This is a genomic window from Roseobacter sp. CCS2 (genome assembly GCF_000169435.1).
Lineage (GTDB): Bacteria > Pseudomonadota > Alphaproteobacteria > Rhodobacterales > Rhodobacteraceae > Yoonia.
Window position 1 is genome coordinate 110,830 of the sequence record NZ_AAYB01000001.1, and the last position, 13,973, is coordinate 124,802.

The following is a 13,973-nucleotide window of genomic DNA, read 5'->3' on the forward strand; positions in this document are numbered from 1 at the left end:
ATCTGCGCGCTAGGTCAGGGTTATGAAGATGCTCTTGATCTTGCTGCTCCTGGCAGCCCCAGTGGTGGCGGAACCTATGCTGATTGATGATTTCTCTGAAGGTGCTGAAAACCGATGGCGCTATACCAGTGATCAGGTGATGGGCGGTGTTTCGGATGGCGGTGCAAAGTTTGTCACCGAGGATAGTGTGACTTACGTCGCACTGCGCGGCACTGTCAGTACCGCCAACAACGGCGGGTTTATTCAGGTGCGACAAGAGTTGTCGTCGCGCCTGCCCGCGGATGCCACCGGGATTGCACTTCGCGTCCGGGGCAACGGGGCGACCTACTATATCCACATCCGTCCTGATACATCACAACGCCCGTGGCAATTCCATCAAGCCGCCTTTGACGCATCGACAGAATGGTCCGAAGTGGTGTTGCCGTGGTCAGCCTTCAAACCGCAAGGTGGGCTATCAAAGGGTTTTGCACCCGGTGATATTCGTAGCCTTGGGATAGTGGCTTACGGGGCAAACTATGAGGCGGCAGTGGATGTGGATTGGATCGCCTCTATCACGGATTAGCAGCATCAAAGGCTACCCACACAACCATAGCGATTACACTTGACTAGACAATCGCGCAAAAACGCGCCACGGTTGGCCTATCTGGCGTCCTGCTATCCTGAGGGGTGGACACCCTCTTACCAAGAGCTGATCCGCCTTATGTCCTATCTTCAGATCGTTTACGCGTCGCGCCCCCTTGGGTACGATCCGGCTATACTTCTCAGCATCCTTTTCCAATCCCGTGCAAATAACGCACAAGCCCAGATCACCGGCTGCTTGCTTTGCCGCGATGATATTTACCTGCAACTGTTGGAAGGGCCCGCGCATAGCGTCAGGCGCATCTATGGTAAAATCGTCCAAGATGACCGTCACGTTGATGTCACAGAATTGGTGCGGCAAACCGCGTCTGAACGCATATTTGGGAAATGGGCCATGCGCGATGACCCATTCCAAAGCTGGATGTGGACGCGGGCCGAAGTTGACGCAGGCGTTGTCAAAAAAGTGCCGCCTGACGAGGTTCTAGGGGTATTTCGGCGACTTGCGCAGGACATGCCTGGGTCCGGTGACTGACGCTCTTGGGTATCGAAACTTACCTGATTTAATTGCAGCTTTTCAGGCGTAGTCGCAGCTTTCACACGTCACGCAAATTGTTCCCTGATCAGGCGTTCTTCCAAACCATGCCCCGGATCAAACAATATGCGATGCCGGATTGATGGCTCTGAGTGAATTTCCACACTCACCACATCACGCACAGACTTGCCGTCCGCATCCGCCATCACGGGCCGCTTGCCCGGGTCAATCACATCAAACCGCACGACGGCCTTTTTGGGCAATAGCGCACCCCGCCAACGCCGCGGACGAAACGCTGACATCGCCGTAAGCGCCAGAACATCAGATCCAATTGGCAAAATCGGCCCGTGCGCTGAATAATTGTAAGCGGTCGATCCCGCAGGGGTTGCCACCAGCGCACCATCGCAAACCAGTTCATTCATGCGCAGTTTGCCGTCCACCGTAATCCGCAGCTTTGCCGCCTGCGGACCCGCCCGCAACAGACTAACCTCGTTGATCGCCAGCGCCTCATGCATCGCCCCATCAACGCACAGTGCCGTCATCGCCAGCGGGTTGATCACCTCTTCCTCGGCCTCATCCAACCGGGTTTGCAGATCATCGGCATGATATTCGTTCATCAGAAAACCGACGGTCCCCCGGTTCATCCCGTAAACCGGGACATCCAAACCTTGTGTGCCATGCAAAGTCTGCAACATGAAACCATCGCCGCCCAAGGCCACGATGACATCAGCCTGCGCCTGTGGCACATCGCCATGCTTTGCGGCCAATTCGCGCAGTGCCGTCTGCGCAATGGGCACAGGGCTGGCGACAAAGGCGATCTTGGGGCGAGGCATGGCGCGATTTCCTTAACAGTTCCGATAAGTTGTGCGTTTATCGGCACGGAAACGCAAGCCGCCGATACGAAACGCAATGTGACGGCCTCATAATCGTCTTGGTCGTTTTGATGCTTTTGACCTTGGCCATGATAGGGTATCAGGGCGCAACTTTCAGTTTCTGGCACCTTGAGGGGGGACGCACCCATGAACGTCACAGTCCGCGATAACGGCTTTTTCACCGAAACCTTGGAGACCCGCGACCCGGAAATCCACGCCGCCATGCAAGCCGAACTCAAGCGTCAGCGCAAAGAGATTGAGCTGATCGCGTCAGAGAACATCGTCTCTGCCGCCGTCATGGAAGCACAAGGTGGCGTCATGACCAACAAATACGCCGAAGGGTATCCCGGCCGTCGCTATTATGGCGGGTGCGAACATGTCGACGTGGCCGAAAATCTGGCGATCAAACGCGCCAAGCAGCTGTTTAACTGTGAATTTGCAAACGTCCAGCCGAACTCTGGCTCACAAGCCAACCAAGGTGTGTTTCAAGCGTTGCTTCAGCCCGGCGATACGATCCTTGGCATGTCACTCGACGCGGGCGGCCACCTGACACATGGTGCCAAGCCAAACCAATCGGGCAAATGGTTCAACGCCGTGCAATACGGTGTGCGCAAGCAAGACAGCCTGCTGGACTATGACGAGGTGCAGCGCCTTGCGACCGAACATCAGCCCAAGATGATTATCGCTGGCGGGTCCGCCATTCCGCGCATCATCGACTTTGCGAAAATGCGTGAAATCGCAGACAGCGTCGGGGCTTACCTGCTGGTCGACATGGCACATTTCGCGGGCCTCGTGGCTTGCGGCTTGTATCCATCGCCCTTCCCGCATGCGCATGTGGCCACAACAACAACACATAAAACCCTGCGCGGTCCGCGTGGTGGCATGATTGTCACCAACGATGAAGCCATGGCAAAGAAATTCAACTCTGCCATCTTCCCCGGCATTCAAGGCGGGCCGTTGATGCATGTTATCACAGGCAAGGCGGTGGCATTTGGAGAGGCGCTGCGCCCCGAATTCAAGACCTACCAAGAACAAGTGGTCAAGAACGCCCAAGCGCTGGCTGATCAGTTGATGAAAGGTGGCCTCGATATCGTCACTGGCGGGACAGACAGCCACGTGATGCTGGTTGACCTGCGCCCCAAGGGTGTGAAAGGCAACGCGACCGAAAAGGCACTGGGTCGCGCCCATATCACCTGCAACAAGAACGGCATCCCGTTTGATCCAGAAAAGCCCATGGTCACATCCGGTATCCGCCTTGGTTCCCCCGCAGGCACCACACGCGGTTTTGGCGAGCCAGAGTTCCGCCAGATCGCCGACTGGATCGTCGAAGTAACCGAAGGTCTGGCCGCAAACGGCGAAGATGGGAACGGCGCGGTTGAAGCCAAAGTGCGTGCCGAGGTTGAGGCGCTTTGCGACCGCTTCCCGATCTATCCCGCGCTGTAGTTCTAATTGGCCCGGTCCAACCGCCGGGCCATAAAGCCGCTAGATAAATCCGCGCCACCACAGCACCACCAGCAGCAAGACCCCCGTCACCAACAGCGCAAATGCGATCGAGGCAACCAGATTGAGCACGGCATTACGACGCCCGGCGGCCACATCAAAGCCGTGCAGATGCGCCATGACGTTTTCATAGGCCTGTTGCGCCTTTGCCATATCCACCATCTTGGCCAGCTTCGGGTTCTGCACCAGCGTCACACCTTGCGCCAGATAGGTCGCATCCTGCCGGATACGACGTGGCAGTAAACGACCGGCCTTGCGTAACTGTACGTCAAGCGACCGGCCACGGATGCGCATCTGCGTCCCCATCGCTTCGCGGACCTCATCCACCATCTGTTGCAACGTTTGTGCCATGCCGGACCGGGTAACGGCTTGGGCGCGAATGCTCAATCCCTCTGGCCCCCGGGGGCGTCTGCGGATAGCAAGGAGATGCATGTTGAACACGGTGACATATGACGGACCTGCGGGAACGCCGCTTTTAATCGCGCATGGGCTTTTTGGGTCGGCGCGCAATTGGGGGGTGATCGCAAAACGGCTATCGGCAGCGCGGACGGTGATCGCGGTGGATATGCGCAACCATGCGGGCAGCCCTTGGGAAAATACCCATACATATCATGACCTTGCAGATGATCTGGCAGAGGTGCTGGATGGGCCTGCGGATGTGCTGGGGCATTCGATGGGGGGCAAGGCCGCGATGGTGTTGGCGCTGAAAAACCCCAATCTTATCAATAAGTTAATCGTGGCTGATATCGCGCCCGTCACCTACAGCCACAGCCAAATAGGACCGATTGAGGCGATGCGACAGGTTGATCTGAACGCCGTCACCAACCGGAGCGACGCCAAAGCGCAACTGGGCAACCTCGAACCGGGGGTCGATGATTTTTTGCTGCAAAGCCTTGATATGAAAGAGAAACGCTGGCGACTGAATCTCGATATTTTAGCCGCCGAGATGGATAAAATCATCGGCTTTCCCGAGATTTCAGGACAGTTCGACGGGCCGACCCTGTTCCTCTCAGGGGCCAACTCTGACTACGTGCAGCGCGACGCGCGTCCGCAAATCAAAGCGCTGTTCCCCGCCGCGAAATTTGCCAAAATTCCCGGGGCGGGGCACTGGTTGCACGCCGAAAAACCGCGCGAGTTCGCAGCAGCGGTCAGTGCATTTCTGGCCTGAACACCGCGTACACAACCTGTGCACAGCCCGTATGCACCCCGTATGCACACGGGGACTTGCCCACGCATCGGCAGCCCGCTAGAATTTCGCAAACGCAGACTATCAAAGAGGTTCGCTCATGACCCGTATCGCCCTGATCATCGCCATCCTTGGCCTTGCCGCCTGTGAAACTATGCAAGGGGTTGGGCGTGATATCTCGAACGCCGGGGCCGCGATCGACCGCTCGCTCTAGGCGTCGCCGCGGCGCTGCTTTGGCAACCAGCCAAACAGTGACACGATCCAATACCAGAACCAGGCCAGCACAGCTGCGACAAGGCCCGCAAAAATTATGACTGCCCCGATCAGAGCCAGCGCGCCGCCCATTTCGCCTGTCATCGGGTCTTCTATAATTGCGGGAATACCAAAAAGCAGGGCAACCGCCATAATCAACGCAGTGAACACCCAGACGCCCCGCGACCCGAACAAAACAGCAATCGAGCCCAACGGGGCGGATAGGACAACGACGCTGACAGGAAAGTTGTTGGCGAAAAAGTCGAAAATGATGTTCATGGGTCCTACTTACGCTTCACAAATGCGGTCAAAATGACAATGCGCTGACCTTCGACGCGGCCTTCGATATGGGCCGCGTTGTCGGGCACCAATGTGATACCGCGCACCGCCGTGCCGCGCTTGGCGGTAAAGCCCGCCCCTTTGACCGGCAAATCCTTGATCAACACCACCGTATCGCCCGCCGTCAGCGGAGCACCATGCGCGTCTTTATGGGCGGTGACGGCAGCCACATTATCGGCCCAGGCCTGCGTGTCGTCATCCAGATAAAGCTGATCCACCAAATCACGCGCCCAAGGGGTGTCCAGCTTGGCCAGCGTGCGCGCGGCCAACACCTGCACCGCTGTGTCATCCGACCACATGGTCGAAGCCAGCACGCGAAAATGATCGCCCGCCGGGGCATCGAGCGCATCCGCACAGGTGGCACAAATCGACACCGCCGCATCCGCAGGCCCGCCAGAGACAGGATGAGAGATCAGCGGAACGTCAGGCGTGGTGCAAAGGGGGCATGTCATGGGGAGAGATGTAGGCGGGTTTGGTGGGGGATGGAAGGTGTGCAGGCCGAAGTGCCGCTCAAGCGGTTGAACGCAGTGGATGAGGATGGATGGCGGGAGGTTTTGGAAAGGTGAGAACCATCTGCCTTGAATTACGAAAGCGAGGTGTGGCCTTAAAACATACTCTCGCTCTTTCACCACCGACTAGCTCTCGTCTTGGACGACTGGCTTTTCGGCTAGGAAAATAACATGGTCACGGTTGATAGAGTGTTTGGCTGCTTCGTCACCAGTTACCGGGATCGTCGTCAATGAAAAGCCCGCTGCCTTGATGCGGTCAATCAAGTCCCATCCGAAAAACCTAACATGGTCTCGCTGCCCAAAATAGAGATGTCGATCAGAGGGACGGGTGATGCCCTCCTTTTCAAAGGAATGCTCCCAGGTTGGAACGATGGGAACGGTAATCACAGCACGGCCACCAAAAGATAAGACGCGAAAAATCTCCGCCAATGCCTTTTTGTCGTCGACATGTTCAAGCACATGATTGCAAATTATCGTATCAAAAGAACGGTCTAGCAGCTCCATCGCTTCAATGTTCAGCACAAGGTCCGCCCGACCTTCGGTGATATCGGCTCCCGTCACGCTCGTAGAATTCACTGAAACTGCATCGAAGAGGCATTTCTCTGGCGCAAAATGCAAGGTGCGGCCAAACGAAGTGACCGGGGTGCCACGAATCCAAAGCGCGATATGTCGCTGTCGCTCCAGACTGCTGCACTTTGGGCAGTAACCATCTAACCTTATTTCGCTCGATCCGAAGCGGGGAGAGAAAAAGCCAGTATAGTCGCAAAGCGGACATTCGTATGTTTGCATGTCTTCCGGCTCACGCGCAGCGGCGGCAATTTTCATCGCAAGCTTCCGAAGCTTCAAGCGTCTGCGCCTTGGATCTGTGAACACTGACATTAATCTGGCGCGCCTTTATCATGCCGGATGGCCGTACATCCGTACCGGTTAAACACACGCACGCCAATAACAAATTGGTTGTGTTCTTTAGCCATCCATCTTCAACGCCGAAATAAACGCTTCCTGCGGGATATCCACTTTCCCGAATTGCCGCATCTTTTTCTTACCGGCCTTTTGCTTGTCCAGCAGCTTCCGTTTCCGCGTTGCGTCCCCGCCATAGCATTTGGCCGTCACGTCTTTGCGCAGCGCGGACAGCGTCTCGCGGGCGATGACTTTGCCGCCGATGGCCGCTTGGATCGGGATTTTGAACATGTGGCGCGGGATCAGGTCTTTGAGTTTTTCGACCATCGCCCGCCCGCGCATTTCTGCCCGGTCCCGGTGCACCATCATCGACAGCGCATCGACCGGTTCGTCGTTCACCAGCAAAGACATTTTGACAAGGTTATCGGTTTGGTAACCGGTCATCTGATAGTCAAAGGATGCATAGCCCTTGGTCACCGATTTCAGGCGGTCGTAGAAGTCAAAAACAACCTCGTTCAACGGAAGGTCATACACCACCATCGCCCGGCTGCCTGCATAGGTCAGGTCCTGCTGCACGCCGCGCCGGTCCTGGCACAGTTTCAGCACATCGCCGAGGTATTCATCAGGCACAAGGATCGTCGCCTTGATCCGCGGCTCTTCCAGGTGGTCCACATGCGTCATGTCGGGCATGTCGGCGGGGTTGTGCAGCTCAACCATTTCGCCGTCGCGCATGTAGACGTGATAGACGACCGACGGGGCGGTCGTGATCAGTTCGATATTATATTCACGCTCAATCCGGTCGCGGATGACTTCGAGGTGCAGCAGCCCAAGGAAACCGCAGCGGAAGCCGAAACCCAGCGCCGCTGACGTTTCCATTTCATTGCTGAAGGACGCGTCGTTGAGGGCGAGTTTTTCAATCGCATCGCGCAGATCTTCAAATTCGGAACTGTCCACCGGGAACAGTCCGCAGAACACCACCGGCTGCGCGGGCTTAAAGCCGGGCAGCGCGACCTCGGTCCCTTTGCGTTCCGATGTGATCGTGTCGCCGACCCGCGTGTCGCGCACCTGTTTGATGGAGGCGGTGATAAACCCAATCTCGCCCGGTCCCAGTTCGTCCACGTCCTGCATCTGGGGCCGGAACACGCCGATCTTGTCGATGCCGTGGATCGTCCCGTTGGACATGAATTTCACTTTGTCGTTCTTCTTCATGGTGCCGTCGATGATCCGCACCAGAACAATGACGCCGAGGTAGCTGTCGTACCAACTGTCGACCAGCATCGCCTTGAGCGGCGCATCGCGGTCGCCTTCGGGCGCGGGCAGCAGGTTGACGATGGCTTCCAGCGTGTCCTTGATCCCGATACCGGTCTTGGCCGACACCTGGATCGCGCCAGAGGCATCAATCCCGATCACGTCCTCGATCTGTTCCGCCACCCGGTCACATTCGGCCGCGGGCAGGTCAATCTTGTTCAGAACAGGCACGATTTCGTGATCCGCATCAATGGCTTGGTACACGTTCGCCAGCGTCTGCGCCTCGACCCCTTGGGTGCTGTCGACCACCAGCAAGGACCCTTCGACCGCGCGCATGGAGCGTGACACCTCATAGGCGAAATCAACGTGGCCGGGGGTGTCGATGAGGTTGAGGACGTAGTCCTGCCCGTTGTCGGCCTTGTAATCTATGCGCACGGTGTTCGCTTTGATCGTAATCCCGCGTTCCCGCTCGATATCCATACTGTCCAGCAACTGCGCCTTCATATCGCGATCGGCCACCGTATTGGTGGACTGGATCAAGCGATCAGCCAGCGTTGATTTCCCGTGGTCAATATGCGCCACGATCGAGAAGTTACGGATATGCGAAAGGTCTGTCATAACAGGGATATGAGCGGGATTGCAGGGGCGGTCAAGTGGGATGGTGTCGCGGTCTTATTTCGCATTTGCCGACGCGGCTTTAGCGGTTGGCAATTCCGTCGTCCCAACCAGTGAGGTCCACCTGAACAGGCGTATAAAGCAAATCGGCAATACTGCCGTTCCGCTCGTATTGGCAAAGATCGCCTGCTTCTACTTCGCTAAATATTTGATCTAAGCTATCGCTCAGACCTGCCGCTTCATTGCAGTCTTGGTCGCGTCCATCACAGACTGCTTGCATCAAGCGCGCCAAGCGGATCGCGGGGCAATGCACCACGTGATGCAGCTCTTCCTCTGGCAGCGGTGTAATGTTGCCTGTCGACACACGTTGCAGGTACTTTCGATAACCTCCAGTCTTTTTGATCATCAGTGCCCGCAATGAGAGCATGCTGTGATCGCTGTAGACGATCGCATTGATGAGGTAGGGATCGTAACTAGACAAACTTTCAATGGTGTTGCCGCGACCAAGGAAAGTCGCTGCACTCTCCCAATTGGATGAATCGTAGGGGCTGACCAAAATACTACGTTGCGCAAATATTCGGTTGCGTTCGCGGTCCGGTCTGATGGTTAGCTCGGCCAAAATGATGGTTTCGCGTTTGATAATGCTCATATGATCTATATTGAGCGGATCATGCCGCAACTGTTCAGCCGCATTGGCCTGCAATCGCGCATCAAGCGCCACCATCAACGCCTCAGTCTCGTCATCGTTGCGAAAGTTCCATTTAAACCGCGACGCAGTACGGATATCCATAAATCCGGGTCGCGACATATATTCGATGAGAAAGCGCCGGTCGCCCTCAGCTTGCCGTGCCATTGCACGCCGCGCACGCGCCGGGTCTGTGAGAGGATGAAACACGCTATCAAGCAACCCGTCAGCATAATTTCTTGCAGCATCGCTGCGATCAAACTGGTGGATCATGTCGATCGCGCAAACGTCCGTCGTGTACCCCGTAACATCGACAACCTTTGCCGCAAATTCATCGCATAGCGGTAGAATAACACGGTATCCGCCCCCACCCCAGTTTGGCAGAGTTACGCTGAGCGCATAAGCGAGTGACTGGCGTGAAGGTGTGGCCTCCATCACATCCCGAAGCATTGTGTAAAAGGCCCTATTACTTAAAGGCTTCGTCGCAAGTTGCCCACGAAACACAACATCAGAGGCCGCCACATAATCAGGTGCTGCGTCATAGGCCTCACGCGCCAAAGCGACTGCAGCGACTTGCAGTTCGTGGAACGCGCGCAGGGCCTCCTGATGCGTGTCGCGGATAGATTTAGTGCCACGAATGGTCCATGAATTCTGCATTAATTGGGCAGATCTGAGTGCCATGGCGTAGGGTGAATCCGGATACTCTTCGCGCCACTTTACTGTAAACGCGATGATATCCGGATGCGTGACTGTCAGAACATCACTCAGCGCCCGCAGATCGTTATAGCTGATCTGACCGGTCAAAGAAGCCTGATGCGCCTGCGCAAACGCGGCTTCGACGCGCAGGACGTCGCCAGAATAGGCGTAGTTACGAATTTGTTCGGGCGTGGTTTGTGCCAAGAGTGCGCGAGAGGTCAGCAGTAAGATGGCAACTAAAAATGTAAGACGCATATATTTATCTCTTTTCTCTGAAAGAAGATAATGCCGTCTTCCAAAAAATTACAAGTTGTCCTTGTGCTGCATCCCCGCCATTGCATCCACCCCCGCCCCCCGCCATACTCTGTCTTGTGGGGCATAACCTAACGTGGATCATCCGGGCAAACCCGGGGGCCGGGCAGAGGATAGGCGAATGCGGTATTTGTTATTGGCGGGTGCTTTGGCATCAGCGGCGGCCTGTGGTGGCGGCAGAGGTGGTGCGACAGGCGATATCAGTCGTGCATGTTTAGAAGCCGATCGTCGGGCCGCTTCGCCTGCGCTATGCTCTTGCGTGCAGCAAGTCGCCAATCAATCCCTTTCAGGCAGCGATCAGGCGCGCGCTGTCACGTTCTTTGAAAACCCGCAACTTGCCCAAGATACGCGTCAGTCCGACCGCCGTGGTGATGAACGCTTTTGGGATCGCTACCGCGCCTTTACGGATCTCGCATCTGAGATATGTCAGCCAGTAGACGTGTAGCAGCCACCGCGATGATATCCAGCGCGCCATCAAAATCACGCGTATAGTAAGGGTCGGGTACATCCGTATCGGCCATAAGCCGCACTGGTGTTGCATTCCCTGCCGGTCGCTGCCTTTCGATATCCGCTTTGTTTTGACGGTCCATCGCGATGATGAGGTCAAACTGCGCAAAGTCATCAGACGTGAACTGCCGCGCCCGCAACCCGCTCAGGTCGATCCCGCGCAGGCGCGCTGCCATTTGCATCGGCTGATAAGGCGCGTCCCCCACATGCCAGCCGCCTGTTCCCGCGCTATCAAGCGTCAAATCGGGTGCGAGGTTGCGCATCACCCCTTCTGCCGCAGGCGACCGACAGATATTGCCAAGACACACAAAGATCACCCGCATCAGCGCAACACCCCGCGCCGCGTCATAGCGCGCGCATAAATCCACAACAGAAAAAGAACCACGGGGATCGCGACGGTAAAGGCGATGGCCGCTGTGCCAGCAGCTGCAACCATATGGCCTCCGTCCGCAATGCCGTAGGTGTAGACAGATGATCCGATCAGCCCCAAAAGCGACAACGCAAAAGCCGGGCCTGCGAACCGAGACCGCAACAACAACAGGACCGACCCGATCACGGAAAACCAAACGCCAACGGCCCATGTCACCCCGAACCACATTGGCGCATCTTGCAACATCGCAAGCCGTTCCGGGGGTTGGGCTGCCATATATGCGGCGGCATTTGCACGTGTCATCACATAGTCGATTGCACCGCCCGCGTTCCACAACAGCGATAAACCCCCGACGATCCAAAGGTGAATAGGTGTTTTGTGCATGCGTGTCCCTCCCCCACATTATTGACATTACCTTAGCCGATCCAGGCCATGCGACCAAACAGGCCGCAAATGACTTGCTGATATGGGGCGTGTGCGGTCAGACTGGCATCATGAAAATTGCAATTCTCACCGGCGCCGGCGTTTCGGCGGAAAGCGGGCTTGGTACCTTTCGTGACAAGGACGGGCTGTGGACGAAGTACGACCTAAACGACGTTGCAACCCCCGAAGGATTTGCGCGCAATCCCGCGCTTGTGCATGACTTTTACAACGCCCGGCGCGCGAATTGTGTTGATGCCACACCAAACGCCGCACATGACGCCTTGGCGCAGCTAGCAGAAAGCGCGCATGAGGTGGCGCTGATCACGCAGAACGTGGATGATTTGCACAGTCGCGCAGGCTGTCTTGACGTCATCCACATGCATGGCCAACTGCGACGTGCGCTTTGTGCGCAGTGCGATGCGCGGTGGGATGCGCCGCTGGTGATGCATCCTGATGATCCTTGTCCGTTCTGCGCGCAAGCCACGATCCGTCCTGATATCGTTTGGTTCGGTGAGGTTCCCTATCACATGGACAAGATTGCCCAAGCCGTAGAGGACGCCGCACTTTTCGTCGCGATTGGCACATCGGCAGAGGTTTACCCCGCCGCCGGTCTGGTTGAACTGGCGCGCGGCAAGACGCTTGAGATTAATCTTGAACCCTCGGCCCGCGCCAATGCGTTTGACGAACATCGCTTTGGACCGGCGACCGAGGTTGTGCCTGCTTGGGTGGCTGCATTGCTCTGAGGGCTGGACCTTTGGCCTCTGCCCGATAAGAAGGTGTGCATGAACAAGACGACGGATATCAAGGCGCTGGCCGCTGGTGTGCAATCGGGTGACCGCAGGGCACTGGCGCGGGCGATTACCCTGGTGGAAAGCGGGCGGGCCGATCACCGCACCGATGCGCTGGCCCTGCTGGACACCGTCAGTACACAAAGGCAAGCGCTGCGCATTGGTCTGTCAGGCACACCCGGGGTCGGGAAATCGACCTTTATCGAAAGCTTTGGTCTGATGCTGACAGGCATGGGCAAACGGGTTGCTGTTTTGGCGGTTGATCCATCATCCGCGCGGTCGGGCGGCTCTATTCTGGGCGACAAGACCCGGATGGATCACCTTGCCCGTGATCCCAACGCCTTCATCCGGCCATCACCCAGCCAGACCCAACTTGGCGGTGTCGCGCGGCGATCACGCGAAGCGGTGGCGCTGTGCGAAGCGGCAGGGTTTGATGTTGTCCTGATTGAAACGGTGGGTGTCGGACAATCCGAAACCGTGGTTGCGCAAATGGCGGATTTGTTCGTTCTGCTGTTGGCACCCGCTGGCGGCGATGAATTGCAAGGTGTGAAGCGCGGCATCATGGAGATCGCAGATCTGATCTTGGTCAATAAGGCTGACGGTGATCTGAAGGCCCAGGCCACACGCACCTGCGCTGACTATGCGGGGGCGCTGCGGCTGCTTCGCAAACGCGCGCAGGACCCTGATGGGTTTCCCAAGGCACTGACCATCTCGGCGCTGGAAGCAGAAGGATTGCAAACCGCTTGGGACGAGATGGAAACACTGACCCAATGGCGGCGCCAACAAGGTATTTGGGATGCCAACCGCCAAGCGCAGGCAAACTACTGGTTTGGCGAAGATGTGCGCAACGGATTACTTGCGCTTTTGCTGGATGATCAGCAGACGGCCGAACGCATGAGGGCAGCACAGGCTAAGGTAAAATCCGGTGATGTTACACCGGCGGCGGCGGCCGAAGATGTACTACGGCCACTCAAGGATCGGTTGCAGTAAATGCGACAGCGCGCACTAACCGATGGCATGTTATGGCTGCGTCACGCACTGCGGGACGGTGAGCTGTCATCTTTGGATCAGATCAGCACATCGGCCAATATGCCCGGCAGCCGCAAACAACTGGATAATCCAACCAGCACGGCGCTTTCATCCGTCACCGGGCATATCAGAGGCCTCGACCAAAGGATGTCCCCGGTTCGTCTCGTTGCTTTTGACAAGACGGCAACATCAAACTGGGGTCTGCCTTGGCATCAAGACAGGGTAATTGCTGTAAATCAAAAGCATGATGTCCCCGGCTACGGAAACTGGTCATGCAAGAAAGGCGTCTGGCATTGTGAACCGCCCGTGTCGCTTCTTAAAGAGATGCTGTTCGTACGTGTGCACCTTGATGACACCAGTGAAGAAGACGGGGCCATGGAAATCGCGCTGGGCAGTCATCGTGACGGCAAAGTGATGGCCGATCAATCACAGGCTGTCGCTGATCGGTATCCCAAACATGTATGCCCAGCACAGCGGGGTGATATCCTGATCCTTGATATGCTGACATTGCATCGCTCTTTACCTGCAACGGTGCCATCGACCCGCAGGACGTTGCGCATTGATTATGCAGCGGTGGATTTACCGCCGCCGCTTGCGTGGCCCGAATGATTGATTTCAGCGCCCAAACCGG

General features: G+C 56.8%; 18 protein-coding genes. 9 read left to right on the plus strand and 9 right to left on the minus strand.

From position 1 onward, the window contains the following. Positions 1 to 22: 22 nt before the first annotated feature. Positions 23 to 562, plus strand: a complete 540-nt coding sequence (locus RCCS2_RS00595; RefSeq protein WP_008230521.1) for a CIA30 family protein — start codon at positions 23 to 25, stop codon at positions 560 to 562. A gap of 39 nt (positions 563 to 601) precedes the next feature. Beyond that, entirely contained in the window at positions 602 to 1,111 is a 510-nt protein-coding gene (locus tag RCCS2_RS00600) for a BLUF domain-containing protein (RefSeq protein WP_156788386.1), read from the plus strand. A gap of 68 nt (positions 1,112 to 1,179) precedes the next feature. On the opposite strand, the gene RCCS2_RS00605 is transcribed toward RCCS2_RS00600, so the two are convergent. After that, the gene (locus RCCS2_RS00605; protein ID WP_008230524.1) at positions 1,180 to 1,944 is read right to left on the minus strand and encodes an NAD kinase; all 765 of its coding nucleotides are present in this window, start codon (positions 1,942 to 1,944) and stop codon (positions 1,180 to 1,182) included. Positions 1,945 to 2,130: 186 nt separating this feature from the next. Here RCCS2_RS00605 and glyA point away from each other — a divergent pair, with 186 nt between their 5' ends. Beyond that, positions 2,131 to 3,426, plus strand: a complete 1,296-nt coding sequence (gene glyA / locus RCCS2_RS00610) for a serine hydroxymethyltransferase (RefSeq protein ID WP_008230526.1) — start codon at positions 2,131 to 2,133, stop codon at positions 3,424 to 3,426. A gap of 39 nt (positions 3,427 to 3,465) precedes the next feature. Here the strand turns inward: glyA and RCCS2_RS00615 are convergent, their stop codons facing one another. Next, complete coding sequence (locus RCCS2_RS00615; protein WP_156788387.1) at positions 3,466 to 3,870, minus strand: hypothetical protein; 405 nt, start codon at positions 3,868 to 3,870, stop codon at positions 3,466 to 3,468. 43 nt (positions 3,871 to 3,913) lie between these two features. On the opposite strand from RCCS2_RS00615, the gene RCCS2_RS00620 reads away from it, so the two are divergent. Together RCCS2_RS00620 and RCCS2_RS00625 are read left to right on the plus strand one after the other, a co-directional pair. Continuing rightward, positions 3,914 to 4,651 (plus strand): alpha/beta fold hydrolase, encoded by a 738-nt coding sequence (locus RCCS2_RS00620; protein ID WP_008230529.1) that lies wholly within the window; start codon positions 3,914 to 3,916, stop codon positions 4,649 to 4,651. Positions 4,652 to 4,769: 118 nt separating this feature from the next. Next, a complete protein-coding gene (locus RCCS2_RS00625; protein WP_008230530.1) occupies positions 4,770 to 4,883 on the plus strand; it encodes an entericidin A/B family lipoprotein in 114 nt (37 codons plus the stop codon). Here RCCS2_RS00625 and RCCS2_RS00630 read toward each other — a convergent pair. From RCCS2_RS00630 to RCCS2_RS00650, 5 genes are all read right to left on the minus strand, one after another. Further along, the gene (locus tag RCCS2_RS00630) at positions 4,880 to 5,200 is read right to left on the minus strand and encodes a hypothetical protein (RefSeq protein WP_008230531.1); all 321 of its coding nucleotides are present in this window, start codon (positions 5,198 to 5,200) and stop codon (positions 4,880 to 4,882) included. The genes RCCS2_RS00625 and RCCS2_RS00630 overlap by 4 nt on opposite strands. Before the next feature lie 5 nt (positions 5,201 to 5,205). Then, on the minus strand, positions 5,206 to 5,712 hold the full coding sequence (locus RCCS2_RS00635; RefSeq protein WP_008230532.1) for an alkylphosphonate utilization protein: 507 nt from the start codon (positions 5,710 to 5,712) through the stop codon (positions 5,206 to 5,208). Positions 5,713 to 5,895: 183 nt separating this feature from the next. Further along, the gene (locus RCCS2_RS18050; RefSeq protein WP_198006995.1) at positions 5,896 to 6,594 is read right to left on the minus strand and encodes a class I SAM-dependent methyltransferase; all 699 of its coding nucleotides are present in this window, start codon (positions 6,592 to 6,594) and stop codon (positions 5,896 to 5,898) included. 141 nt (positions 6,595 to 6,735) lie between these two features. Next, a complete protein-coding gene (lepA, locus tag RCCS2_RS00645) occupies positions 6,736 to 8,535 on the minus strand; it encodes a translation elongation factor 4 (protein ID WP_008230534.1) in 1,800 nt (599 codons plus the stop codon). A gap of 79 nt (positions 8,536 to 8,614) precedes the next feature. After that, positions 8,615 to 10,168, minus strand: coding sequence for a DUF4034 domain-containing protein (locus tag RCCS2_RS00650; RefSeq protein WP_008230535.1), 1,554 nt, complete (start codon positions 10,166 to 10,168; stop codon positions 8,615 to 8,617). Positions 10,169 to 10,346: 178 nt separating this feature from the next. Here RCCS2_RS00650 and RCCS2_RS00655 point away from each other — a divergent pair, with 178 nt between their 5' ends. Continuing rightward, positions 10,347 to 10,670: a hypothetical protein gene (locus RCCS2_RS00655; protein ID WP_037292955.1), complete on the plus strand. Its 324-nt coding sequence runs from the start codon at positions 10,347 to 10,349 to the stop codon at positions 10,668 to 10,670. Here the strand turns inward: RCCS2_RS00655 and RCCS2_RS00660 are convergent. Next, positions 10,627 to 11,055, minus strand: a complete 429-nt coding sequence (locus RCCS2_RS00660) for a low molecular weight protein-tyrosine-phosphatase (RefSeq protein WP_008230537.1) — start codon at positions 11,053 to 11,055, stop codon at positions 10,627 to 10,629. The genes RCCS2_RS00655 and RCCS2_RS00660 overlap by 44 nt on opposite strands. Beyond that, positions 11,055 to 11,486, minus strand: a complete 432-nt coding sequence (locus RCCS2_RS00665) for a hypothetical protein (protein ID WP_008230538.1) — start codon at positions 11,484 to 11,486, stop codon at positions 11,055 to 11,057. The genes RCCS2_RS00660 and RCCS2_RS00665 overlap by 1 nt, the downstream gene beginning before the upstream one ends. A 107-nt stretch (positions 11,487 to 11,593) precedes the next feature. Here RCCS2_RS00665 and RCCS2_RS00670 point away from each other — a divergent pair, with 107 nt between their 5' ends. From RCCS2_RS00670 to RCCS2_RS00680, 3 genes are read left to right on the plus strand one after another with little or no spacing between them, the layout of a single operon-like run. Beyond that, complete coding sequence (locus tag RCCS2_RS00670; protein ID WP_198007011.1) at positions 11,594 to 12,268, plus strand: NAD-dependent deacylase; 675 nt, start codon at positions 11,594 to 11,596, stop codon at positions 12,266 to 12,268. Between the two features lie 39 nt (positions 12,269 to 12,307). Beyond that, positions 12,308 to 13,303, plus strand: coding sequence for a methylmalonyl Co-A mutase-associated GTPase MeaB (gene meaB, locus RCCS2_RS00675; protein WP_008230541.1), 996 nt, complete (start codon positions 12,308 to 12,310; stop codon positions 13,301 to 13,303). Next, positions 13,304 to 13,951 (plus strand): phytanoyl-CoA dioxygenase family protein, encoded by a 648-nt coding sequence (locus RCCS2_RS00680; protein WP_008230542.1) that lies wholly within the window; start codon positions 13,304 to 13,306, stop codon positions 13,949 to 13,951. It abuts the gene before it with no gap. Positions 13,952 to 13,973: the final 22 nt, after the last annotated feature.

What these genes read in the sequence shown, in the direction of transcription:
- RCCS2_RS00655 (WP_037292955.1), top strand. Translation starts at nt 10,347, where the DNA reads ATGCGGTATTTGTTATTGGCGGGTGCTTTGGCATCAGCGGCGGCCTGT.
- RCCS2_RS00665 (WP_008230538.1), bottom strand. Translation starts at nt 11,486, where the DNA reads ATGCACAAAACACCTATTCACCTTTGGATCGTCGGGGGTTTATCGCTG.
- RCCS2_RS00625 (WP_008230530.1), top strand. Translation starts at nt 4,770, where the DNA reads ATGACCCGTATCGCCCTGATCATCGCCATCCTTGGCCTTGCCGCCTGT.
- RCCS2_RS00660 (WP_008230537.1), bottom strand. Translation starts at nt 11,055, where the DNA reads ATGCGGGTGATCTTTGTGTGTCTTGGCAATATCTGTCGGTCGCCTGCG.
- lepA (WP_008230534.1), bottom strand. Translation starts at nt 8,535, where the DNA reads ATGACAGACCTTTCGCATATCCGTAACTTCTCGATCGTGGCGCATATT.
- RCCS2_RS00635 (WP_008230532.1), bottom strand. Translation starts at nt 5,712, where the DNA reads ATGACATGCCCCCTTTGCACCACGCCTGACGTTCCGCTGATCTCTCAT.
- meaB (WP_008230541.1), top strand. Translation starts at nt 12,308, where the DNA reads ATGAACAAGACGACGGATATCAAGGCGCTGGCCGCTGGTGTGCAATCG.
- RCCS2_RS00620 (WP_008230529.1), top strand. Translation starts at nt 3,914, where the DNA reads ATGTTGAACACGGTGACATATGACGGACCTGCGGGAACGCCGCTTTTA.
- RCCS2_RS00630 (WP_008230531.1), bottom strand. Translation starts at nt 5,200, where the DNA reads ATGAACATCATTTTCGACTTTTTCGCCAACAACTTTCCTGTCAGCGTC.
- RCCS2_RS00650 (WP_008230535.1), bottom strand. Translation starts at nt 10,168, where the DNA reads ATGCGTCTTACATTTTTAGTTGCCATCTTACTGCTGACCTCTCGCGCA.
- RCCS2_RS00595 (WP_008230521.1), top strand. Translation starts at nt 23, where the DNA reads ATGAAGATGCTCTTGATCTTGCTGCTCCTGGCAGCCCCAGTGGTGGCG.
- glyA (WP_008230526.1), top strand. Translation starts at nt 2,131, where the DNA reads ATGAACGTCACAGTCCGCGATAACGGCTTTTTCACCGAAACCTTGGAG.
- RCCS2_RS00605 (WP_008230524.1), bottom strand. Translation starts at nt 1,944, where the DNA reads ATGCCTCGCCCCAAGATCGCCTTTGTCGCCAGCCCTGTGCCCATTGCG.
- RCCS2_RS00680 (WP_008230542.1), top strand. Translation starts at nt 13,304, where the DNA reads ATGCGACAGCGCGCACTAACCGATGGCATGTTATGGCTGCGTCACGCA.
- RCCS2_RS18050 (WP_198006995.1), bottom strand. Translation starts at nt 6,594, where the DNA reads ATGAAAATTGCCGCCGCTGCGCGTGAGCCGGAAGACATGCAAACATAC.